This is a genomic window from Streptococcus jiangnanensis (assembly GCF_040888325.1).
In the GTDB taxonomy this organism is placed as follows: Bacteria; Bacillota; Bacilli; order Lactobacillales; family Streptococcaceae; genus Streptococcus; species Streptococcus jiangnanensis.
In genome coordinates this window covers 25698-49143 of sequence record NZ_JBFNFF010000003.1, presented here as the reverse complement: position 1 = coordinate 49143, position 23446 = coordinate 25698, and the positions used below count along the sequence as shown (strand labels likewise).

Annotated in this window: 18 protein-coding genes; 2 read left to right on the top strand and 16 right to left on the bottom strand. The window is 40.1% G+C overall.

The window, feature by feature from the left end; genetic code table 11:
- Nucleotides 1-32: 32 nt before the first annotated feature.
- The 4 genes from AB2B49_RS04695 to eno form a co-directional block, all read right to left on the bottom strand.
- The gene (locus tag AB2B49_RS04695) at nucleotides 33-947 is read right to left on the bottom strand and encodes a peptidase (RefSeq protein ID WP_049505829.1); all 915 of its coding nucleotides are present in this window, start codon (nucleotides 945-947) and stop codon (nucleotides 33-35) included.
- 182 nt (nucleotides 948-1129) lie between these two features.
- Nucleotides 1130-1966 carry an AraC family transcriptional regulator gene (locus tag AB2B49_RS04690; RefSeq protein ID WP_049505830.1) on the bottom strand — a complete coding sequence of 279 codons (837 nt, stop codon included), beginning with the start codon at nucleotides 1964-1966 and terminating at the stop codon, nucleotides 1130-1132.
- A gap of 193 nt (nucleotides 1967-2159) precedes the next feature.
- On the bottom strand, nucleotides 2160-2654 hold the full coding sequence (locus tag AB2B49_RS04685) for a YkgJ family cysteine cluster protein (RefSeq protein ID WP_000031476.1): 495 nt from the start codon (nucleotides 2652-2654) through the stop codon (nucleotides 2160-2162).
- 127 nt (nucleotides 2655-2781) lie between these two features.
- Nucleotides 2782-4086, bottom strand: a complete 1305-nt coding sequence (gene eno / locus AB2B49_RS04680; protein ID WP_000022821.1) for a surface-displayed alpha-enolase — start codon at nucleotides 4084-4086, stop codon at nucleotides 2782-2784.
- Between the two features lie 374 nt (nucleotides 4087-4460).
- Between eno and AB2B49_RS04675 the strand changes: the two genes are divergently transcribed.
- Complete coding sequence (locus AB2B49_RS04675) at nucleotides 4461-4931, top strand: hypothetical protein (RefSeq protein ID WP_033629736.1); 471 nt, start codon at nucleotides 4461-4463, stop codon at nucleotides 4929-4931.
- A 74-nt stretch (nucleotides 4932-5005) separates the two neighbouring features.
- Complete coding sequence (locus AB2B49_RS04670) at nucleotides 5006-5452, top strand: DUF1694 domain-containing protein (protein ID WP_000131082.1); 447 nt, start codon at nucleotides 5006-5008, stop codon at nucleotides 5450-5452.
- Here AB2B49_RS04670 and AB2B49_RS04665 read toward each other — a convergent pair.
- The 12 genes from AB2B49_RS04665 to AB2B49_RS04610 all read right to left on the bottom strand — a co-directional run bounded on the left by AB2B49_RS04665 (nucleotide 5449) and on the right by AB2B49_RS04610 (nucleotide 23441).
- Complete coding sequence (locus tag AB2B49_RS04665) at nucleotides 5449-6564, bottom strand: glycerate kinase (RefSeq protein ID WP_049505832.1); 1116 nt, start codon at nucleotides 6562-6564, stop codon at nucleotides 5449-5451. The genes AB2B49_RS04670 and AB2B49_RS04665 overlap by 4 nt on opposite strands.
- Nucleotides 6565-6573: 9 nt before the next feature.
- On the bottom strand, nucleotides 6574-7218 hold the full coding sequence (gene serB, locus AB2B49_RS04660; protein ID WP_049505833.1) for a phosphoserine phosphatase SerB: 645 nt from the start codon (nucleotides 7216-7218) through the stop codon (nucleotides 6574-6576).
- Between the two features lie 61 nt (nucleotides 7219-7279).
- Nucleotides 7280-8713, bottom strand: a complete 1434-nt coding sequence (gene glgA / locus AB2B49_RS04655) for a glycogen synthase GlgA (RefSeq protein WP_049505834.1) — start codon at nucleotides 8711-8713, stop codon at nucleotides 7280-7282.
- A complete protein-coding gene (gene glgD / locus AB2B49_RS04650) occupies nucleotides 8710-9849 on the bottom strand; it encodes a glucose-1-phosphate adenylyltransferase subunit GlgD (protein WP_000687052.1) in 1140 nt (379 codons plus the stop codon). Before glgD ends, glgA begins: the two co-directional genes overlap by 4 nt.
- Nucleotides 9839-10981 carry a glucose-1-phosphate adenylyltransferase gene (locus AB2B49_RS04645; RefSeq protein WP_000787250.1) on the bottom strand — a complete coding sequence of 381 codons (1143 nt, stop codon included), beginning with the start codon at nucleotides 10979-10981 and terminating at the stop codon, nucleotides 9839-9841. Before AB2B49_RS04645 ends, glgD begins: the two co-directional genes overlap by 11 nt.
- Nucleotides 10982-11140: 159 nt before the next feature.
- Complete coding sequence (gene glgB, locus AB2B49_RS04640) at nucleotides 11141-13036, bottom strand: 1,4-alpha-glucan branching protein GlgB (protein ID WP_001064529.1); 1896 nt, start codon at nucleotides 13034-13036, stop codon at nucleotides 11141-11143.
- A 272-nt stretch (nucleotides 13037-13308) separates the two neighbouring features.
- Nucleotides 13309-14733, bottom strand: coding sequence for an NADP-dependent glyceraldehyde-3-phosphate dehydrogenase (locus AB2B49_RS04635; protein WP_049505835.1), 1425 nt, complete (start codon nucleotides 14731-14733; stop codon nucleotides 13309-13311).
- A gap of 197 nt (nucleotides 14734-14930) precedes the next feature.
- A complete protein-coding gene (gene pulA / locus AB2B49_RS04630) occupies nucleotides 14931-17216 on the bottom strand; it encodes a type I pullulanase (protein ID WP_049505836.1) in 2286 nt (761 codons plus the stop codon).
- A gap of 149 nt (nucleotides 17217-17365) precedes the next feature.
- A complete protein-coding gene (ligA, locus tag AB2B49_RS04625) occupies nucleotides 17366-19324 on the bottom strand; it encodes an NAD-dependent DNA ligase LigA (protein ID WP_049505837.1) in 1959 nt (652 codons plus the stop codon).
- 89 nt (nucleotides 19325-19413) lie between these two features.
- Nucleotides 19414-20592: an MFS transporter gene (locus AB2B49_RS04620; RefSeq protein ID WP_049505838.1), complete on the bottom strand. Its 1179-nt coding sequence runs from the start codon at nucleotides 20590-20592 to the stop codon at nucleotides 19414-19416.
- An 80-nt stretch (nucleotides 20593-20672) separates the two neighbouring features.
- Nucleotides 20673-21536 (bottom strand): Rgg family transcriptional regulator, encoded by an 864-nt coding sequence (locus AB2B49_RS04615; protein ID WP_049505839.1) that lies wholly within the window; start codon nucleotides 21534-21536, stop codon nucleotides 20673-20675.
- A 3-nt stretch (nucleotides 21537-21539) separates the two neighbouring features.
- Nucleotides 21540-23441: an ABC-F family ATP-binding cassette domain-containing protein gene (locus AB2B49_RS04610; RefSeq protein ID WP_049505840.1), complete on the bottom strand. Its 1902-nt coding sequence runs from the start codon at nucleotides 23439-23441 to the stop codon at nucleotides 21540-21542.
- Nucleotides 23442-23446 lie beyond the last annotated feature (5 nt).

Here is a 23446-nt window from a genome sequence, read left to right as displayed (position 1 = left end):
TTTTACTAACTATTTTTTTATTCTTATAGTCACTAGTTTACATATAAATCTCTAAAGCGACCATCCACTTCTGCTATCTGATAGAGCAAGTGGGATAGTTCTTGGTAATCTTCTTTTAAACATGAAAGATGAGCTTGACCAAATAGAGATGCCAATTCCTCTTTTAATCTTGCCCCTTCCGGATCATACGCTTTTAAGAATTTACTGAGATAGAGATTTCGAACAGCTGCAAGTTTAAAGCTGAAATACTGATGCAATTGTTTTTGCTCGGTATTTAAGCCGTTTTCAGCAACTGCTTTTGCATAGCATTTCAAAACACCGTTTTGACCATTCAGATATCGGGACTTTATAATCTTTGCTGTTTCCTGATAGATTTCAGTCTGACTAGGACTCTTGATCTTCTTAAAATTTCCCCACATAGAGTATGCTCCGCGCTTATAGTCAATAGCCTCTGCCTTCCAGGCTTCTAAGATATCATTAAAAGCAACCTTCATACAGGCAAAACCAGCTGGATCATGCAAATAGAGATACTGACCATCAAGAGCATACACGGTTACAAAGTGATCCACACCATAAAGGATTGTGTGATTGGGATTGTAGGTCAGATGGCCCATATCAAGAGGTCCCAGTACGACAGGTCCATTGGACAGAAAGGTTTCCAACTTTCTTCTAATCTCTTCCAAATCTACTTCCGCTCCATCCTTTAGATAGAAGTCCTCATAGTCAAATCCAAGTATTTTTAAAGAATGAGAGATAGAAAGATCTGGCATTCCATTGTCAAAGAATATTAGAGGGTGTCGTTCATCTTCCTTTACAATACTAGCGCCATTTCCCATCACCATAATTGCCTCTAAAAACTCTGCTTTAAAGTCATAACCATAGGCATCCAGTGCCATAGCCAATGAATAGCTATAGCAAAGTGACACATCTCCAAAATACATCTGCATATCCCTGCCTCCTTATCTTCTATGGGACTATTATACCGAGAAAACTATTCTCATACCCCATAAAATCCAAACAAAAAATATGGTCTGTTTGTTTACAGACATGAATGTCAACAATTAAAAACTCTGTAGAGATTCTTTCTACAGAGTTCGATTTGCATCTTTATAAAAAGTCAGAAAATGATTTAGTCCCTGATGACTGGTATCCAGAGTTCCATTTGGTAGTCTGAGGACGACATATCTCCTTTGAAATAAACTTCAAAGTCTGGGGCTCCTGAATGGCGATAACCAGTTTCCGGGAAAAAGACTTCTAAGACGTATTTCCAAGTATGGTGGATACTAGCTGGTATAGCCCCCTTGACTGGTACGATAGCATATTCAGCTGCTGGGATGTCTTTGATTGACAAACCCAATTCTTCTGCTTTTACTTTATCCGTCACATCGTAAGCGGCCATATAGTCGATAATTTCACCTTCTTTGACATCCGAGCAGACGCCAAAGGATTGGCCGCTACCCAAACCTTCTAGGCTTTCAAAACTGTGAGTTGCATAGAGTTGCTCCCAAGCAGATGGGCATTTGCTATTGTCAATAGCTTCCAATAGGACACCTGCAACGGTAAATGCAGGCTTCTTTTGAATCTTGATATCCATGTTCTTTCCTCCTGTAATCTTTAAGGATAATTGAAGTCTAGGAAAGACCCGATAAGGTTTTCCATTTCGAACTTCTGAGGGAGTTGCACCATGGAATTTCTTAAAGGCCGCACTAAAAGCATCCGCAGAGTCGTAGCCATATTTCAGTGCTATATCGATGACTTTCTCAGAGTCTTCCCGCAAGTCTGTCACAGCTTCTGACAACCTGCGATTGCGCAAGTATTCTGCTAATGTCATATCTGCCAGGATAGAAAATAACCTGCTAAAGAGCGGGTAAGAATAGCCCGATAGCTGCTGAAATCTTTTCATATCCACTTCTCCAGTCAGTTGCTGCTCCAAATAATCCATAGTTTGATTGAATTGATGCATCATATTCTTCTTTTCTTACCTCCATAAGATACAAAGGTCATTAAAAGCAAAGTGAAAATAGGAAAATTAATGCTGGTTCTAGGTAATTTTTTCTTTTTCGCATAGCTTTTAGTCCGTGTTCAATTCTATCTATATTCTAACAAATACAAGATACTTCCACCCTAGAATCTTTGTAAAAGATTTAAAGGGGTAAATTCTATAACTTATCTTTTAATTTCTCAACAAAGAGATAGGCTGCTGGGCAGGTCAAGGTATTCTTAATCGTCAAATGGTTGATTTGATGGATCTTTTTCCGATCTGTATGGGGGAATTCACGACAGGCCTTGGGACGAACATCATAGATGGAGCAGAGATTGTCTCCTCCTAGAAAGGGGCAAGGCATGGATTTGAAAACTTTATCCCCATCTTCATCCACCTGAAGGAATTCCGCTTCAAAAGCCGGTAATTTCATCTTAAAGTACTTAGCGATACGGGTGATATCTGCTTCTTTAAAGTCGGGCCCCAAAGTCTTGCAACAGTTAGCACAGGCAGTACAATCAATCTCAGCAAAGACTTCTTGGTGAATCTGCTGCGCAATCTTATCTAAGTTTTTAGGAGGTTTTTTCTTTAGATTAGCTAACACTTTGCGGTGCTCCTTCTGCTTTTGCAGTGCTAGTTGGTGGTAATACTCAATATCAATCTCTTTAGACATAATTTCTTCCTAATACAAGTGTTTTTGTCTATTATACCATAAACACTGCCCCCTTTTTGCCCCCTGAACAGAAAAAAGCCCTTCGGAAAAAATCCGAGGGGCTTCAAACCTTGTTCACTGAACTAGATTATTTTTTAAGGTTGTAGAATGATTTCAATCCACGGTATTCAGCTACTTCACCAAGTTGGTCTTCGATACGAAGCAATTGGTTGTATTTAGCGATACGGTCTGTACGTGAAAGTGAACCAGTCTTGATTTGTCCTGCGTTTGTTGCAACTGCGATGTCAGCGATTGTTGAATCTTCAGTTTCACCTGAACGGTGTGATACAACTGCAGTGTAACCAGCTTCTTTCGCCATTTCGATAGCGTCGAATGTTTCAGTAAGAGTACCGATTTGGTTAACTTTGATAAGGATTGAGTTAGCAGCACCTTCTGCAATACCTTTTTCAAGGTAAGAAGTGTTTGTTACGAAGAAGTCGTCACCAACCAATTGAACTTTACCACCAAGACGTTCAGTAAGAGCTTTCCAACCGTCCCAGTCGTTTTCATCCATACCATCTTCGATAGTGATGATTGGGTATTTGTTTACCAATTCTTCAAGGTAGTCGATTTGTTCTGCAGCAGTACGTACAGCAGCGCCTTCACCTTCGAATTTAGTGTAGTCGTAAACTTTACGTTCTTTATCGTAGAATTCTGATGATGCACAGTCAAATCCGATAAATACGTCTTTACCAGGAACATATCCAGCAGCTTCGATCGCAGCAAGGATAGTTTCAACACCGTCTTCAGTTCCTTCGAAACGAGGAGCGAATCCACCTTCGTCACCTACGGCAGTTTCCAAACCACGTGATTTAAGGATTTTCTTAAGAGCGTGGAAGATTTCAGCACCCCAACGAAGAGCTTCTTTGAATGATGGTGCACCAGCAGGTACGATCATGAATTCTTGGAAAGCAATTGGAGCGTCAGAGTGAGAACCACCGTTGATGATGTTCATCATTGGAGTTGGAAGAACTTTAGTGTTGAATCCACCAAGGTAGCTGTAAAGTGGGATTTCAAGGTAGTCAGCAGCAGCACGAGCTACAGCGATAGACACACCAAGAATTGCGTTTGCACCCAATTTACCTTTGTTAGGAGTACCGTCAAGTGCGATCATAGCACGGTCAATAGCTTGTTGGTCACGTACATCGTAGCCGATGATTGCTTCAGCGATGATGTTGTTTACGTTGTCAACAGCTTTTTGTGTACCAAGACCACCGTAACGAGATTTGTCACCGTCGCGAAGTTCAACTGCTTCGTGTTCACCAGTAGAAGCTCCTGATGGAACCATACCACGTCCGAAAGCACCTGATTCAGTATAAACTTCTACTTCAAGTGTTGGGTTACCGCGTGAGTCTAGGACTTCGCGAGCGTAAACATCAGTAATAATTGACATTTTTTACTCTCCTTTGAGTTAAATTTTTTACACCTCTATGATACCTTAAAAATAAGCGTTTTTCAAGAAAAAACGTTATCTTTGTGCAAATTTTCCTTAACTTTATAAAGTAATCGCTTTCACAATTTCCTGTTTATCCACTTAAAATTATCAACTTGTTTGAATATGAAATCGTTATAACCTTTATTAATATTAATCAAAATAATAATTCATTTATGTCGATTAAACAAGTTCTACCTTTAATTTTACAAGTAATTTAAAATATATGTCACAAGTGTTAGTATTTTACAATTCCATATCAAATACTTTATTCACTTTAAAAATTGAGTTAAATTTGATACTATACTATAAGAAAAATATTAAGGAGACTAATAATGAAGAAGAAATTCTTATTAATTGCTTTATTTATATCAGTTATTTTACTTACTGCCTGTGCTAATAATAATAGTAAGGTTGTAGAGAAGAACAGTGATGGTACTTCAACTATTACTTATACTGATGGTAGTGTAATTGGGACAAACGGTAAAGATTTTACATTTTTACAAGAAGACGGTTCATCAATTATTTATCTTGACAACGACAAGACCTATCAGTACCATGGTACTGACGGTAGTTTTGTCTCAAAAGATAGTGGTGGCTCTTATACCATTCAACTTCCTTCTGATGACAATGTCATCCTCTATGCAAATGGTTCATATTTAATTAATAACGCAGATGGGAGTTCTGAAACAGGTTCAAGCAAAGAAGAACTTAATAAATACTTGATTTCTAAAAATTTCACTGTATTTTCTGATCTTGATAAAAAGGTTGCAGACATTGTAGATTACGTAAAGAAAAATAACTAGATCATCTTATCTCTTTCATATTTTGAAGGATATTTTATTTTGGAATTCAACTTGAATTATGGTAAAATCAAACTATGACAGATTTATCAAAACAACTACTAGAAAAAGCTCATGGTGGGCCGAAAATAAACCCTGACGAACAGCGCCGCTATCTCGGCACTTTCGAGGAAAGAGTTCTTGGCTACGCGGATATCAGTACTGCCAATAGTTCTGAATTAGAACATGGATTTTTCTCTATTTTAGAGGGTTTTCAAGAAAAGGTAGAGGAACTTTTTGTGAAAATCTCACCAAATATCGAGTTTGACAAACAGGTCTTTTACTTAAAACAAGCAAAAGAAAGTAACTGTCAGGCGACTATTGTTTCAGACGATCATATCACTTCTCCTTTTGGTCTTGTCATTCATACAAACGAACCTGTTCAAGTAGACGAAAAGGACCTTAGACTTGCATTCTCAAGCCTCTGGGAAGAGAAAAAGGCAGAGCCACCTAAAAAATCCATCTGGAAAAAATGGTTTGGTTAATGATTTCTCATATTTAATAAACGACCAATATTAGTAGCTGTGTGCTCCAAATAGAGACTTGCGTTTTTCAGACTCTCTTCCAAAGTTTCACTTTTCTCTAAAATGGAAAAGGCTGCTTGTATATTTTCGAATGGTAGGGGAGGCAAATCGTCAGCAAGACTACCACAAATAGCAATAACAGGAACTCCGCTAGGGGTTCTTTTTGCTACACCGATAGGAGCTTTTCCAACAAAGCTTTGACTGTCCAGTCTACCTTCTCCAACGATAACCAAGTCGGCCCCTGCAACTTTCTTGTCAAAGTCAATCAAATCTAAGCAAGTGTCAATCCCAGATACGATAGTGGCCTCAGCAAAGGCACAGAGCCCAGCCGCAATCCCACCACCAGCTCCCGCTCCTTTAAGAGATAAGGTTGATGGCGAAAGTTTTTCATAGAACCGCTGTATAGCCAGATCTACTATCTCAAACAAAGCAGGATCCAAGCCCTTTTGTTTTCCAAATGTATAGGTTGCCCCTTGATGATCACATAGAGGGCTCACGACATCTGCTAAAATGCGGATTTTCACATCTTCAGGAATCCTATATAACTCGCTGTCTGAAACTGACTCGAACTCAAGCAAAGTCTGACCACAAGCTGGCAATTCCTTTCCATTCTTATCATAAAAACGATAACCCAAAGCAGCGGCAATGCCTATCCCACCGTCATTACTTGCCGTACCACCTACACCGATATAGATTTCTTTCATCCCTTGATCAACGAGATGGCGAATCAACTCTCCGATACCTCTGGTTTGGATGTGAAGAGGGTTTCGTTTCTCCTGCGGAATCTTTCCTAAACCAACCAAGTCAGCAACTTCAAAGAGCGCTATTTGGCCTTTTTGAAAATAGCGCATTGATTCTTTTAGGCCAAAAGGTCCTGTCACTTGGAACCATTTTTCTTCTAGTTCAAGAGAATGTCGAATAGCATCTACAGTTCCTTCCCCACCATCACCTACAGGGCAAAGCAGACATTCTACATCTGCTATCGATTTTTGGAAGCCCCTTTTTATAGCTTGAGCGACCTCTTCTGCCGTCAAACTCTCTTTAAAAGAATCGGGTGCAATTACAATTTTCATAGTTCCCTCTCATTCTAAGAAATCAATCAAAGGTAGAACTTCTAAAAAATCCCTCGTATCTATATGAGAAGCTATCTCTGTTTTTACGACCTCTTTGGCACAAAAGGCTATTCCGTGACCTGCTGATTTCAACATTAATAGGTCATTGGCACCATCACCTATGGCAATCGTTCTTTCTTTGGAAAGTCCTAATTCCTTTCTCCAAATCTCAAGCGTAGCTTTTTTTACTTGACCTGTCACAATTTCACCAACTAGTCGACCTGTTAAAAAACCTTCTTTGACTTCTAACTGGTTGGCAGAGAAATAGGAGATACCGAGGGATTTTGCTAATCTCTCAACTATTGGTGTAAATCCACCAGACACTAGACCGACTAGAATACCATTCTTTTGAAGTATGGAGATAAATTCCTGAGCATTCTTGGACAGATGAATGGATTTGAAAACAGTATCAAAGACTGAAATCGGAAGACCTTCTAATAAAGCCACTCTCGCTCGTAAACTTGTTTCAAAGTCCAGTTCACCTCGCATTGCCTGGCTTGTAATCTGCGATATTTCTTCTTCACAACCTGCTTCTCTTCCTAAAAGATCAATCACTTCCTCTGCTATCAGGGTGCCATCAACATCCATAATACAAAGTCCCTTTACTTGAGTCATCCCTTCTCCTCTTTTCTAAACAGTCCAAAAATCGTATGAAAGAATCATACGATTTTATCTATTAGTTGACTAAACTATGGTACAAGTCCAAGTAAGATTTGCAGGCTGTATCCCATGAGAAATCGCATTCCATAGCTTGTTTTTGTAGATTTCTCCAAACGTCCGGCTGGTACTTATAAACATCCAAGGCTGTTTGGAAACTCCAGTTAAGCCAGTATGGTGTTAAATTATCAAAGCTAAATCCAGTACCAGTTCCTTCGATCGGATTGAAGGATTGAACCGTATCACGCAGGCCACCCACTTCATGAACCAATGGTAGAGTTCCATAGCGCATCGCCATCATTTGAGACAAGCCACATGGTTCAAAACGACTTGGCATGAGGAAGAGATCACAAGCTGCGTAGATTTCTTGAGCAAGTTTGACGTCAAAAGTGATATTTGCTGATAGCTTGTCAGGATAGACTTGCGCAAACCATGAGAAGGAATGTTCAAAAGCTGGGTCACCTGTTCCTAAAAGGACTATTTGAACGTCCTCCTGTAAGAAACGATGCAAGCTTTCTACAACGACATCAAAACCTTTTTGGCGGGTCAAACGAGAGACAATCCCAACTAGCGGAACATCTGCTCGGACAGGCAACCCAACTCTCTCTTGCAATTTTGCTTTGTTTTGAGCTTTTCCAGACAAATCTTCCTTATCAAAATGATAGTCTAAAAGAGCATCTGTCTCTGGATTATAAAGATCTGCGTCAATACCATTGACTATACCTGAAACCTTACCTGACTCCATCCGAAGAATCTGGTCCAAACCGCAGCCAAACTGACTGGTCATAATCTCATGTGCATAGCTAGGGGAAACGGTTGTGACACGATCTGCGTAGAGAATACCTGATTTCATCCAGTTGAGACAATCATTCCAGCGAAGGGTCCCATCAGCATAGCGTTCAAATCCCACACCGAACAAATCCCACAACATTCCTTCAGAAAATTGACCTTGAAATTCCAAATTATGAATAGTTAAAACGGTTCTGATTCCTTGATATGCCTGAATCCAATGGTACTTTTCTTTTAACAAGAAGGGAATCATGGCTGTGTGGTAGTCATGAACATGGAGAAGGTCAGGGATAAAGCGGATGCGCTCCATGGCTTCAAGAGCAGCTAGTTGGAAAAAGGCGAAGCGTTCACCATCGTCAAAATCACCGTACACATGACCACGGAAGAAATAATACTGATTATCAATGAAGTAGAAAGTAACCCCATTCAAGACCGTTTTTTTAATACCACAGTATTGTCTACGCCATCCCACACTAACTTCAAAGTGGAGAACATCCTCTATCTGGTCACCAAACTTAGCTTCTACCATATCATAATAAGGCAAGAAAACTGCAACTTCGTGCCCCGCTTTTACAAGTGATTTGGGAAGTGCGCCAATAACATCGCCCAAACCACCTGTTTTTGAAAAGGGTGCTCCTTCTGCCGCTACAAATAAAATTTTCATGAATAAATGTCCTCTGTTACTGTTTCACCCTTCTTCACTACAACTGGATGTTCTGCTGTGCCTCGAATGACAACACCGTCCGCAACCTCAACTCCCTTGTCCAAGATAGCATATTCAACTTGGGCACCTTGCCCAATCACAACACGAGGGAATAAAATGCTGTCCTTCACCACACTATCTTTGTGAACATAAATGTTACGAGATAGGACTGACTGAACTACTTCACCCTCAATGATACTACCAGAAGCAAACTGAGAAGTACTTACTTTTGAAGTATTCGCATAGTAGGTTGGTTCTTCATTCTTAACTTTTGTATAAATCTTTTGATTTGGTGAGAAAAGAGAGTAGAATTTTTTAGATTCAAGCATATCAATATTTGCTTGATAGTAGGATTGAACAGAGTGAATATTTGCTAAGTAGCCTGTGTATTCGTATGCAAAAGCACCTTCTTTTACAGCCAAATCGCGAAGAACATAGCGCAACTTTTCAGGATATTCTTTCTGAGCTTCTTCTTCAAGTCGTTCAATCAACCAAGGAGTATCCACAACAAAGATATCTGTAGACATGTTGAAGAGTTCATCCGTAGATTTGTTATCAAAGAGTTTGTGCGAACGAACATGGTCAGTCTCATCGATTTCCAGAATAGCATTCACATCAGAAATGTCTTTCTTTGGAAGTTTCTTATATACAACTGTAATCGGACCTTTTGTTGTATTGTGTAGGTGGAAGACTTGATTCAAGTCAATATTCACCAACACATCGCAGTTAATCGAAACAGTTTGGTTTGAACCTGAACGTCTCAAGTAGGTAAGAAGTTGTTGGTAATACTCTTTTCCAACTGTACTGCTTTCAACACGAGTATTGTAAATTCCTAGATAGTAGTGACTTAGAAGGGTTGACAAGCCCCACTCACGACCTGAACGGATATGGTCGAAAACTGAGCTGATATTATCTTGTTGGAAAATACCAAAGATACTACGAACACCGGCATTTGCAAGACTGGAAAGGGGGAAGTCAATCAAACGGTATTTCCCACCGAAAGGCAAGCTAGCTACCGGACGGTGTTCTGTTAACGTTGACATATCATGAAAACCAACTGTGTTTCCTAAAATGGCTGAATATTTATCAATCTTCATCTGTTGCTACCCCCACTACTTCATTGTATCCTACTACTTGTACTTCGTCAGTTCCGTCAATCTCTACGCCGTCTGCAATAATGGCACCCTCACCAATAATAGCACGAGTAATCTTTGCTCCATGGCCAATAATAGCCCCACTCATGATAACAGAATCAACGACCTCAGCACCTTCACGTACTTGTGCTTCTGTTGAAAGAATCGAACGTTTAACTGTTCCATCTACAAAACAACCATCCACGACCAATGAATCCTCAACATGTGCATGCGCACCAAAGTAGTTTGGTGGTGAGATCAAGTTTCTTGAATAAATTTTCCACTGACGATTGCGGCTATCCAAGGCATTTTCTGGCGAAATGTACTCCATATTGGCTTCCCAAAGCGACTCAATCGTACCAACGTCTTTCCAGTAGCCATTAAATTCATAAGCATAGACACTTTCACCAGACTCGAGATAGTTAGGGATAACGTTCTTACCAAAGTCTGACATATCCACATTGCTCTTTTCAGCAGCAACAAGCATATTGCGAAGTCGTTTCCAGTCAAAAATATAAATCCCCATAGAAGCCTTTGTAGACTTAGGTTGCGCAGGTTTTTCTTCGAATTCAACGATACGGTTATTGGCATCTGTATTCATGATACCGAAACGGCTAGCTTCTTTGAGCGGTACGTCTAGGACAGCTACTGTCAAACTGGCATTGTTATCCTTGTGGGACTGAAGCATATCATCGTAGTCCATCTTGTAGATGTGGTCACCAGAAAGAATCAAAACATACTCAGGATTAACACTGTCGATGTAGTCAATGTTTTGGTAGATAGCGTGACTAGTCCCTTCAAACCAACGGTTTCCTTCGCTGGCTGAATAAGGTTGTAAAATAGAGACACCTGAATTGATACCATCCAATCCCCAGCTAGAGCCATTTCCGATATGGTTATTCAAAGCAAGAGGTTGGTACTGAGTAATCACACCAACATTATGGATTCCAGAGTTTGCACAGTTGGAAAGAGCAAAGTCAATGATACGGTAGCGCCCACCGAATTGCACTGCCGGTTTGGCAATGCTTTGAGTGAGTTTTCCGAGACGTGTTCCTTGCCCACCCGCAAGGATCAAAGCTAGCATTTCATTCTTCATTTTCTACTCCTTTATAAAGACATGTGAACGTTAAAATCGAAAGAAGGTCGGAAGTCAAACTTTTTTATAAAAATAATAGGAAATCCATTTCTCTTGTGTTTCAAGTCCAATACAAGTACATCCGTTTTTAAAATCTAAAAAATTGTAATCAACAGCCCATTATTCTTTTTTCTTAGCTGGTTTCAAACGACGCTTGATCTTCCAGATGCTTGCTCCCATGGCAGGCAAGGTAAAGGTCAAAGTCTGCTCATAATCTTTCCATAAGCCTTCTTGAGTCTGAACTGTTTGATTGTGCTCTTTCCACACACCTCCCCATTCTTCTAATTCTGTATTCCAAACTTCTTCGTAAATACCTGCAACAGGTAAACCAATCGTAAAGTCCTTACGTTCAACTGGTGCCATATTAAAGACACAGACTAACATTTCGTCCTTCTTGCCCTTACGAATAAAGGAAAGGACACTCTGATCTCTATTATCAGCATCGATAATCTCTATACCATCATAACTAGTATCAATTTCCCAAAGACAGCGATGGTCTTTATAGAATTGATTCAGTTGTGAAGTGAAATGCTTCATCTTGGCATTCATTGGATCTTCTAGATTAGACCATTCTAACTGCTCCTCGGACTTCCACTCGAGGAATTGTCCGTACTCACTACCCATGAACAAGAGTTTCTTACCTGGATGACAAATTTGATAGGTGTAGAGGTTGCGCAGACCAGCGAACTGATTGTAGCGATCCCCCCACATCTTATGCATCATACTCTTCTTACCATGAACTACTTCATCATGTGAGAAAGGCAGGAGATAGTTTTCATTGAAAACATACATAAAGCTGAAAGTCACAAGATTAAAGTCATACTTGCGATAAATCGGATCTTCCTCGTAGAAACGGAGAATGTCGTTCATCCAGCCCATATTCCATTTATAGTCAAAGCCAAGGCCACCCATTTCTTTCATACCAGTAATCTTTGTCGCTGATGAACTTTCTTCTGCAATCATCATGATATCTGGATGAGCTAACTTAATCACTGTGTTCAACCGTTGAAGGAAATAATAACCCTCGTAGTTAAGGTTTCCACCGTCCTTATTTGGAGTCCAAGGAGCATTATCATAATCTAGATACAGCATATTGCTCACTGCATCGACCCGGATACCATCTAAGTGGTAAAAATCAATCCAAAATTTAATACTTGAAATCAAGAAAGACTGGACCTCATTTTTCCCAAGGTCAAAATTCAGCGCACCCCAACCATAGTTATGAGCCTTGTTGTGGTCTTGGTATTCAAAAGTTGGTGTGCCGTCATAATATGCCAAGGCATCATCATTAATAGTGAAATGACCTGGAACCCAGTCTACGATAACACCAATGTTATTTATATGACACTCTTCAACGAAATCTTGGAATTCCTCAGGTGTACCATAGGAATGTTCAAAAGCAAAGTAACCCATAAGTTGATAGCCCCAGCTCAATCCAAGTGGGTGAGCCATTAAAGGCATGAACTCAATATGTGTATAGTTCATCTCAACTAAGTATGGAATCAACTCGTCTTTCAGTTGCGAAAACGTATAGGGACTACCGTCTGGATTTCTCTTCCAAGAACCTGCATGAGCCTCGTATATATTAACTGGTCTCTCAAAAAATCCCAGACGTTTGCGACGTGCTAGCCAAAGGCCATCTTTCCATTTCTTTTCACGGATATTGGTCAGAACTGCCCCTGTACCCGGTCTAGCTTCAAAATAAACTGCCAAAGGATCAATCTTCATAATCTGGTGACCATTTGCACGCGTGATATGATATTTATAAATCTGACCTTCCTGAGCTTGACTCGTAAAGACTTCCCAAACACCTGCCTCGTTTCTAACCATTGGAATCTGATTCTCAACCCAATCGGTAAAATCACCAACTAGATGAACTGCTTGTGCATTTGGGGCCCAAACCCTAAAGGTATAGCCTATTTCTCCGTTTTTCTCCTCTCTATGCGCTCCTAAATAATGCTGGAGGTGAAAGTTCTCACCTGTAGTAAAGGTTCTTAATGCTTCTTGATTATTCATTCAATCCCCTTTCTTTTGTAAGCGTTTTCTATAATTCTATTATACACTCTTTTAAGATAACTTTCAAGTAATTTACGAAGGAAATCATATTTTTTTATGAAAGCCTTCAAAAAATTACCTAGCATTTTAAAAAAGATATCCAGAAAATAGAACACGAAACAATTTCCATATATTTTTTTATTATAATACCAGAATATTCGTTTTTTATCAATTTTATACTGTATTATTTTGAAAAAAATAAAATCAGGAAGTTATTTTCCTGATTTTATAAATTATCTCACATCAAAAACAATGGATTTAACATTTGTCATCGCTTCGATACTATATTTAATTCCTTGCACTCCTGCACCAGAACCTTTTACACCAAGGAAAGGGAAATTATCTGGTCCACGTTGTGTTTTATTATTAATATGAACGGTTCCAACTTCAAGTTTTTCAGCAATTTCAAATGCCTTCTTAAAGTCATTTGTAAAGACTGAAGATTGAAGACCGAATTCTGATTCATTAGCAATTTCTACCGCTTCATTAGCATCTGAAACTCGAATAATTGGAAGAACAGGTCCAAATGGTTCTTCCCAGGCTAATTTCATATCTCTTGTGACATAATCAAAAAGTCCTGGCCAAATGAGATTATTCTCACGTTTGATTGGGCTGAGCGCTTTGGCTCCTTTTTCCTGAGCATCTTCAATCAATCCCCAGATGAAATCAGCTGAAGCATTATCAATAACTGGCGTGATATCTGCATTGTCAAATGGATTGCCTACTGTTAGCTTAGCAACTTCAGCTTGGAGCAATTCTGCCAATCTGTCTGCTACGTTTTCCACAACCAAAACACGTTTGATGGCAGTACAACGCTGACCAGAGTAGCTAAAAGCTCCACCTACGATTTGCTTAGCTGCATTTTCTAAATCTGCATCTTCTAAGACAATTGCTGCATCTTTTCCACCAAGTTCAAGCATAATTGGGCGCATACCAGCTAAACGACCAATACGCTCCCCAATCGGTGTTGAACCTGTAAAGTTAATGAAGTTCACTTCCTTGTGTTCGATGATGTAGTCTCCGATCTCAGAACCACGTCCAGTGATAGTGTTAAAGACACCTGCTGGGATTCCTGCTTCGTCAAATGCTTTAGCCAACAAAAGACCAGAAATAGATCCTTGTGTTGGTGGTTTAAACATAACGACATTTCCTGCAATCAAAGCTGGAGCAATCTTAGATCCAGAAAGGTTGACTGGATAGTTAAATGGTGCAATAGCTAGGACGACCCCAACTGGCTCACGACGGACAACAGCTAGTTTATTTTTACTTGCAGCTTCAAAACCGCCACCTTCCATTGCTTGTCCAGTGATACGGAGACCTTCCTCAGCAGCAAAACGAATCAATTCTGCTGTACGTACTACTTCTCCAATGGCTGCTTTAATCCCTTTTGCAACCTCTTTGGCAAGAATGGTACCAATTTTTTCTTTATCACGTTCCAAAATGTCTGCTGTCTTATGCAAATATGCTGCACGCTCAACGGGTGCTAAATCACGCCATGCTGGGAGAGCTGCACGCGCTGCTTTCATAGCCTCATCTACTTCAGCCTGACTCATAGCAGGTACTGTACCCAGCTTTTCTTGATTGATGGGAGAATAGATGGCAATTTCATTCTCTGATGATTTCCATTTTCCATTCACTAAATTCTGATAATGTGTCAAATTCTCTTCCTCCTGAAAATGATTAAAACTTATTTTATCAAATTTTCAGAAAATTACAACCCCTTTTTGGAAAATATTGATATTTTTTTCACAAACTTGATTCTTCAAATTATTTGAAATTTATTCCTATTAGATATTGGTTTTTCAATAAAAATCAAAAAAAGGTCTAGATTATCTAAACCTTTTTGTGGTATTTACTATGAAAGTACCTTCAAGACCGCAACGCTGATATCATCAATCACATTAGACTCTTTAGAACGACTATTTGTCACAAGCATTTCTAGATTCCCTGCATTTTCAAAGTAGAAGGAAGTTCCCTTGGCATTGAATACCACCAATAAGTGCTCTAATCCACCGTGAATTTCGTAAACAATCCACCCACTATTTTCAGCAGCTGTATGGACGAAGACATGACGATAAACTTCTTCGTATGTTGGATAAGAAAAGGCGCTAGTCTGTGTTTTTAGACGAATAATCTGACGGACAAAGTCAATGCTTTCTTGTCTTTCATTGATCAAATTCCAGTTTATTTGGTTGACACTTTCAGGAGCGTTGTAACTATTCATAGCACGTTCTCGGTCTGCTGGAGTGAGTTGTCCATCTTCACCTGTCGGAATCAACTTGGTTCGACCAAATTCTTGGCCAATTTCCATAAAGGACATTCCTTGCATAAGAATGCTCATCGCTGTTGCTGTCTCAACCTGTCGCATAATCTTATCTGAACTGTGATCTGGATGAAGGGTTACTAACAAATCATGCAAGTTGTAATTATCGTGGGCTTCCACGTAGTTAAGAACTTGGTTTGGACTAAGATATGAGCCCAACTCTCGGCTACCAAGAATAGCTTTGGCTACAATCGGTTCTGTAGCTGCACCGCTAACAAATCCTGCCTTGATTGAGCCATAAACTTCTCCTCCTTTGATGGCATCACGCTGATCATCATTGAAGAATCCAATATTTGGCATCTGGTAAGCATTGTCCTTCTTGGCCTTGTCATAAGGTGCAAGACCAGTCCCCATATCCCAACCTTCTCCATAAGTGATAATACGAGGATCAACTTCATCCAGTGCCCAACGAATTGCCTGCATGGTTTTGATATCGTGAATTCCCATCAAGTCGAAACGGAAACCGTCAATATTGTATTCTTTTACCCAATAAAGGAGTGAGTCAATCATATACTTGCGGTACATTTCGTGTTCGCTTGCGGTTTCATTTCCTACACCAGTGCCGTTTTGGAAGGTTCCATCTGGATTCATACGATAGTAATAATCAGGAACAGTTGTTTGGAAAGGTGCATCGACCGTTGAAAAGGTATGGTTGTAAACGACATCCATAATGACACCGATTCCTGCATCATGATAAGCCTGAATCATGGTCTTGAGGTCTCGAATAACCTGTCCAGGATCATCTGGATTACTAGAGAAACTTGGTTCTGGCGCATTGTAGTTTTGAGGGTCATAACCCCAGTTATAGGTTACATTTCCATCCTCGTCATATTCCTTATGGCGATCAAAGATTGGTTGGAGCTGAACATAATTACAGCCGAGTTCTTTGATATAGTCAAAGGCAGTTGCTTGACCATACTGGTTAACTGTTCCAGTCTGGGCAGCCCCAAGGAAGGTCCCTCGAAGGTTTTCTGGAACTCCAGATGTCGGTGATTTTGTAAAATCACGAATGTGCATCTCGCAGATAACGGCTTTACATGGGTTTTCCAAACGCCAAGGAGCATCTGTCCCATGTTTGACTTCGAATCCTTCTACTTGTCTCTCTTTGTGTGAGAGAATAACAGAACGTTTTCCGTCAGGACTTGTTGCAATTGTATAAGGATCTCTTGTCAAACTCTTGTGATGAGGGAATTCAATCTGATACTGATAAGCCTTGCCAGCAAGATTTTCATCCAGGTCTACACTCCAAACACCAATGGTATTGTACTTATGACTATATGAATAGCTATTCCCACGCTTTAGATTAAGGGTTTTCCAAATCGGCGCGTCGTTACTTGTATTTTCATAAACGACCACTTGGACTGCTGTAGCTGTTGGAGCCCAAAGTTTAAAGCTTGTCTGGTAGTCTGAAATACTATAACCTAACTCTCCTTGGTATCCCCAATGATGATCAAAGCTTTCACTGTGAAAGGCTTTATCAAAAGCAAAGGGATTTCGATCTTTATAGTAAGGACTTGCAATGGCAGGATTTTCAGAATAATAAACCGTCTCTTCACCATCTAAGATCCAAACCTCAGTCAACAGTGGATAATAGTTAAACCGTAGGAGATAGTCTTTTGTCTTTCCATCTATTTCAACAGAAAAGGTCAAAGTATCGAGCCTTTCTGCACTTGTGACTGTAAAGGAGAATTTTGCTCCAAAATAGTCATTTTCATAATACAAATTTTCTTTAACATCTGCCTGTTTTCTACTGAATGAACAAGCGGCATAATCCCCATTTTTTCGGTGAAAATGGATGACTACAGGGTATCTATACATTTCTTTTCCTAATTCCTAATTTTAATTTTTAAGTCATGCTGAAGAATTTAACGGGAATTTCAGCACAATAGAGAATAGCATTAATAGATATAAAAACACATCAGGAGAGATAGTTCCAGACTATCTAACATCTAGTTTTCAACTATTCTTTACAAACTTTCTAGCCAAGCTTCATCTCTAACTTCGATACCAAGTTCTTGCGCTTTTTGGAGCTTGCTTCCTGCATCTGCTCCTGCTACGACAAGATTCGTTTTCTTAGATACACTGCCTGTGACCTTGGCACCGAGGCTTTCGAGTTTACTTTTGGCTTCTGAACGTGTGAGGCGTTCCAATTTACCAGTTAATACAACGGTCAAACCTGACAAGGCCGCATCTGCTACTACTGTCTGTCCTTTGTAGTCCAGATTGACTCCAGCTTCTTTCAACTCGTCTAAGAGAATCTTTGATCCTTCTGTAGCAAAATAAGTCTGAAGACTTTGAGCAATCACACTACCCAAGCTCTCGATACTTGCTACTTGCTCAGGATCAGCTTGGGCTAGATTTTCAATAGAGTGGAAATGTTGGAGCAAGAGTTGGCTAGCCTTGCTTCCGACATGGCGAATTCCCAGACCAAACAAGAGCTTTTCAGCAGAGTTTTCCTTGGATGCTTGAATGGCCTGATATAGTTTAGAAGCAGACTTTTCCTTGACGCCTTCTAAAAGAAGGAAATCGTTTTCTTTCAAACGGTAAATATCTGCCACATCCTTAACCAGATTAGCAGCAAAAAGCTTTTCGACGATAGATGGACCAAGACCCGTAATATTCATGGCGTCTCGAGAAGCAAAGTGAATCAAGCCTTCCATGATTTGAGCAGGACAGCGTGGATTGATACAACGAAGAGCCACTTCATCTTCAAAGTGAAGCAACTGGCTATCACAACTTGGACAATTAGTCGGAATATCTAGTTTTTCTTCAGAAACACGCTTGGACTCTACCACACGCAGAACAGCAGGGATGATATCTCCAGCCTTATATACGATTACCGTATCATCTTTTCGGATATCCTTTTCAGCGATATAATCTACATTATGCAAGGTTGCACGGCTAACAGTTGTCCCAGCAAGCTGAACAGGTGTTAGATTGGCAGTCGGAGTCACAACACCCGTACGACCTACTGTCCAGTCAACTGAAAGGAGCTGGGCTTCTTTTTCCTCAGCGGGAAATTTATAGGCGATTGCCCACTTAGGCGCTTTAACGGTAAAGCCAAGCTCTTCTTGACCTGCTAGGTCGTTAACCTTGATGACCACCCCATCGATATCGTAAGGCAGTTTCTCCCGTTCTTGTCCTACTTCTTGGATAAAATCCCATACCTCATCTATACTTTGAGCCAATATTCGTTTAGGATTAACTACAAAACCAAGCTGTTCAAGATGCTCCAAGACTTTTTCTTGACTATCACGAGTAGAAGGGCTGGCTTCTTGATAGAGGAAAGTCGCAAGATTGCGTTTGGCCACTACTGCTGTATCCAACTGACGGAGGGTTCCTGCAGCTGCATTACGAGGATTAGCAAATTCAGGCTCTCCATTTTCTTGGCGAGCTTGGTTGACCTGGTCAAATGAAGCGCGTGGCATGTAACACTCCCCACGAACAGTGATATCTAGTTTTTCTGGCAAGGTCAAAGGAATATCCTTGACGCGTTTGAGGTTTTCAGTGATATTCTCACCAATAGAACCATCACCACGAGTCGCCCCAGCGACCAAAATCCCATTTTCATACGTAAGCGAGATAGACAAACCATCGATTTTCAGCTCGCAAATATAGGTCGGTTGGGGTAATTCTTTTCGCACACGCGCATCAAAAGCTTCTAACTCTTCACGTGAAAAAGCATCCTGCAAACTGTATAGAGGATACTGATGACTATATTTTTCAAAACCATCTAAAACCTTACCACCAACACGATGGGTCGGACTGTCCGCTAAAACTTGATCTGGATAGGCAGTTTCCAATTCGACCAACTCTCGGTAGAGGCGATCATACTCACTATCTGAAACCGAGGGATTGTCACTCGTATAGTACTCGGTCGCATAGCGGTTAAGTAAGGCAACTAACTCATTCATTCTTTCATTCATAATCCCATTTTACCACAAAGCAAGCCCTCCTCACAATAGAGAAGGACTGAAAAATGGTTTGTAGTGTAATATTTTCTAAAAAAGAGAAATTATAACTCTTTTTTAAAATGACTTCGCACATAAACGAGGGATAAACAAGACAGGGCAATAACCCCGCTTCCAATTATCAGGAAAGAAGAGAGATGAACACTTGGTAGCACTGTCATAAAGCCTTTTGCAATCGGCATAAATAGGATGGCTAAGGTAAAAATGGTGCTTAGTACTCTTCCCAAGTATTCCCCCTCAACCTTGGTTTGCACCTGAGTAAAAAAGTGAATATTAAATATCGTCATAAACAGTTCACAAACTAAATTTCCAGAAAAGGAAAGAAAAGCTGGTAGTGGTAATCCCATCATAAAAACTCCAACTCCAGTCAAGGCCAATAAAATCAAAAGATTATAAACACTTGCCTTTATTTTACTAGCTAGAAGAGCTCCAATAATCGAACCAATAGCGCCCATAGTTAAAATAGTTGCATAAGCTCCTTCTACCCCGTATAGTCGATTTGAAAAAGGGAGGAGAAATTCAAAAGCTGCAAAAAAGAAATTAACACTGGAAGCGACTACCAAAAGGAAAAAGATCTCTTGCTGGCGCCAAATATAGCGAATCCCTTCTTTCATATCAGCAAAAATGTTTTTCCAGCTGAAAGTCTTTTTCTCTTGTTCCTGAGTCTCTTTTTTGGGGAGAAAAGCTACTAAGGTAAATGCGATAAAAAAACTAATGGCATCTAAAACAAGTGTCATATGGAGACTGGCAAATTGTAAAACGAGAAAAGAAAGCACCGGAGAACTGACTCCTACAACCTGTAAAACTAACTCCAAGCGAGAGTTATAGGTCACTATCTCGTCTTTCTCTACAACCTCAGTTATAATGGCTTTATTGGCTGTACGAGAAAATGCAAAGGCAACCGCCTGAACAATATTGGCAAAAATCAAGGCAGCAATCATCAAGCTATCATCTCTGATGAAAGAAATAGCTAAGCAAAGAACGCCACAAATCAAGTCTGTCGTCATCAAAATTTTGCGACGCGAAAAGCGGTCTGAAATCACTCCACCAAAGGGATTGACTAGAATCGATGTGACGAGTTCAGAAATCTGATAAATCCCAAGAACAGTCTGTCCTATCGTTCCCATTGATGCTAACCAAACACTATTTCCATAGTCATAGAGCATATTCCCTATCTTATTAATAGCCCCACGACTAATCAACTGGATTGCATGTCGATTCATATAAAAAGCTCCTCTCAAATTTTGAAACTATTGTATCAAAACTGAAAGGAGTCTCTTTATTTTTCCCTTATTTGGGAAAATTAAGCATTTACAAATTTTTCATAATGTTCCTGATAGTAAGCCACTTGCTCTGGAAGTCCAAGCACATCAAAAATATGCATGGCTTCCTGCATCTGACTACAACCTTCTTCTTTCAAGTCTCTCTGGTAGAGGGCGAAACCTTTGAGATAATGGAAGATATTGCGCTCATAAAGCTTGATACCATTTCCAATCAACTTCTCCACATAGCCCTCAAAATAGTCCGCATCCGCAAAGGATCGATTTTCCAAACAATGCTGGTAACAGTTAAGAGCTAAAATCAAAACAAGTTTTCGATGACGACCAATTTCCTTGTAGTAGTCTTCTCGCTCCATGACTTCTCTACCAATCCGAGCCACATAGTCCACATTGTAGAAAGTATAGAGATTACCGAAAAGAATTAACTCATACATAGTCCATTCTTCTGTTTGAAAAAGATAATCTGCTACTTTTTCCAAATCACTCTGACTCATCGTGTAACGAGCATCTCTTTGACAAATCAGCCCCTGTAACAAAATCCAATTCAGCTCAAAATAGAGGGGAGTTGTCGATCTCTTAGACTTTTCAAGTTGTTCTCTTTGAAGCTTTTGAAAACCAGCAATATCATTTGAGTAGTAAAGCGGAATAATCTGTGCCATCAAGGCAACATGTTCATGATTTTGAAAATCTCTAGACTTGTCCATGAAATTTTCAATAGTCACATGAATATTATCCAAAATCTCAAAGAAACGGGAAACTGCTAGATCAGACTCCCCAAGCTCGAAGCGAGATAACTGAGAGGTTGAACATGATTCACCTGCCGCCTCTTTTAAGGAGTACTTCCCACTTGTTCGAAATTCACGAAATACCTTTCCAAGATGTTCCATTTCTTACACCTGCTCCGACAATTCTTCCCACTCAAGCATAGCTTCTTCCTGACGATGGCTGATTTTGTCCAGTTCAGTCTGCAATTCCATGAGTTTTTCAGCATCATTGGTTTCCAGCATTTTTTCAGAAATGGCTTGGCTTTGAGTTTCTAACTCTTCGATTTCAGCCTCTAAACTCTCTATTTGCCGCATGAGCTTGCGGGCTTCTTTCTGACTTTCTTTCTGAGATTGGTAGTCATTAACAGGACTTACTTCTTTTGCTTGATTGCTAGTAGAAGGTTCCTCAGCTCGACTCACTTCTACTTCTGCCTTCTTCTCAACATAGTAGTCGTAATCTCCTAGATAGAGAGTCGAACCATTTTCAGACAATTCCAAAACATGAGTTGCTACGCGATTGATAAAGTAACGGTCGTGGCTGACAAACAGAAGGGTTCCATCAAAGTCTATCAAGGCATTTTCTAGCACTTCCTTGCTATCAATATCCAAGTGGTTGGTCGGCTCGTCAAGTATCAGGAAGTTGTTGTTTTCCATAGAAAGTTTGGCAAGTAACAAACGAGCGCGTTCACCACCAGACAGCATACCAACTGATTTTTTAACATCATCTCCTGAGAAAAGGAAGGCACCTAGGCGATTACGGATTTCAACCTCTGGTGTTAATTTAAAGTCATTCCAGAGTTCATCCAGAACACTATTACTAGGTGTTAACTTGCTTTGAGTCTGGTCATAGTAACCAACCTTGACATTTGCTCCAAAACGCTTCTCTCCTTTGATAAGAGGAATCTGGTCTACTATTGACTTGATAAAGGTTGACTTCCCAATGCCGTTTGGTCCAACGATAGCAACAGCATTCATCTTGCGAAGGTCTAGGTTGATAGGTTCTGACAATATTTCCCCATCATAGCCAATAGCTGCATTTTCAACTGTCAGGACAACATTACCAGATGTTTTTTCAGACTGGAAGGTCATATTGGCTGATTTCTTCCCAGATTCAGGCTTATCTATACGCTCCATTTTTTCTAGTTGTTTACGGCGAGATTGGGCACGCTTGGTCGTTGAAGCTCGGACTAGATTGCGATTGACAAAGTCTTCTAGAGCAGCGATTTCCTTTTGTTGCTTTTCATAGTTTTTTGCCTCAGTAGCTAGCTTTTGCTCCTTCAACTCAACAAAACGAGAATAATTGCCCACATAACGATCCAAGGAATGCTTGGTCAAATCCAGTGTAACCGTCGCAACCTTATCCAAAAAGTAACGGTCGTGACTGACAATAATGAGGGCGCCGCTATAGTTCACCAAGTAATTCTCTAGCCAGGCTATGGTTTCGATATCCAAGTGGTTGGTAGGCTCGTCCAAGACCAAGAGATTTGGCTTTTCAAGGAGCATTTTAGCCAGTGCCAGACGGGTATTTTGACCACCTGAAAGCTCAGCAATTTTCATCTGCCTCATAGACTCATCAAACTTGAATCCATTTAAAATCGCTCGAATGTCTGCTTCGTAGGTGAAGCCACCTGCTTGACGGAAATTTTCTGACAAACGGTCATAATCCGCCATCAGTTTATCCAACTCAGCACCAGACTTTTCACCCATCTCCAACTCCATCTGACGCAGTTGTGTCTCTGTACTCCGTAGATCATCGAAGACATGGAGCATTTCGTCGTAAATGGTATTTTCAGACTCAAATCGGCTGTCTTGGGCTAGGTAGGAAAGAGAGATGTCTTTTTTCTTATTGATTTCCCCTCTAGTTGGCTCCTCTTCTCCAACTAAAATCTTCAAAAGTGTGGACTTTCCTGCCCCATTTTTTCCAACGAGGGCAATCCGATCCCGTTCATCTACTTGCAGGTTGATATGTTCAAAGAGAACCTCACCAGCAAAAGATCGTTCAATTTTATTAGCTTGTAAAATAATCATGATTC

Coding starts and splice junctions, on each gene's coding strand:
- AB2B49_RS04695 (WP_049505829.1), bottom strand. CDS start 947: ATGCAGATGTATTTTGGAGATGTGTCACTTTGCTATAGCTATTCATTG.
- AB2B49_RS04690 (WP_049505830.1), bottom strand. CDS start 1,966: ATGATGCATCAATTCAATCAAACTATGGATTATTTGGAGCAGCAACTG.
- AB2B49_RS04685 (WP_000031476.1), bottom strand. CDS start 2,654: ATGTCTAAAGAGATTGATATTGAGTATTACCACCAACTAGCACTGCAA.
- eno (WP_000022821.1), bottom strand. CDS start 4,086: ATGTCAATTATTACTGATGTTTACGCTCGCGAAGTCCTAGACTCACGC.
- AB2B49_RS04675 (WP_033629736.1), top strand. CDS start 4,461: ATGAAGAAGAAATTCTTATTAATTGCTTTATTTATATCAGTTATTTTA.
- AB2B49_RS04670 (WP_000131082.1), top strand. CDS start 5,006: ATGACAGATTTATCAAAACAACTACTAGAAAAAGCTCATGGTGGGCCG.
- AB2B49_RS04665 (WP_049505832.1), bottom strand. CDS start 6,564: ATGAAAATTGTAATTGCACCCGATTCTTTTAAAGAGAGTTTGACGGCA.
- serB (WP_049505833.1), bottom strand. CDS start 7,218: ATGACTCAAGTAAAGGGACTTTGTATTATGGATGTTGATGGCACCCTG.
- glgA (WP_049505834.1), bottom strand. CDS start 8,713: ATGAAAATTTTATTTGTAGCGGCAGAAGGAGCACCCTTTTCAAAAACA.
- glgD (WP_000687052.1), bottom strand. CDS start 9,849: ATGAAGATTGATAAATATTCAGCCATTTTAGGAAACACAGTTGGTTTT.
- AB2B49_RS04645 (WP_000787250.1), bottom strand. CDS start 10,981: ATGAAGAATGAAATGCTAGCTTTGATCCTTGCGGGTGGGCAAGGAACA.
- glgB (WP_001064529.1), bottom strand. CDS start 13,036: ATGAATAATCAAGAAGCATTAAGAACCTTTACTACAGGTGAGAACTTT.
- pulA (WP_049505836.1), bottom strand. CDS start 17,216: ATGTATAGATACCCTGTAGTCATCCATTTTCACCGAAAAAATGGGGAT.
- ligA (WP_049505837.1), bottom strand. CDS start 19,324: ATGAATGAAAGAATGAATGAGTTAGTTGCCTTACTTAACCGCTATGCG.
- AB2B49_RS04620 (WP_049505838.1), bottom strand. CDS start 20,592: ATGAATCGACATGCAATCCAGTTGATTAGTCGTGGGGCTATTAATAAG.
- AB2B49_RS04615 (WP_049505839.1), bottom strand. CDS start 21,536: ATGGAACATCTTGGAAAGGTATTTCGTGAATTTCGAACAAGTGGGAAG.
- AB2B49_RS04610 (WP_049505840.1), bottom strand. CDS start 23,441: ATGATTATTTTACAAGCTAATAAAATTGAACGATCTTTTGCTGGTGAG.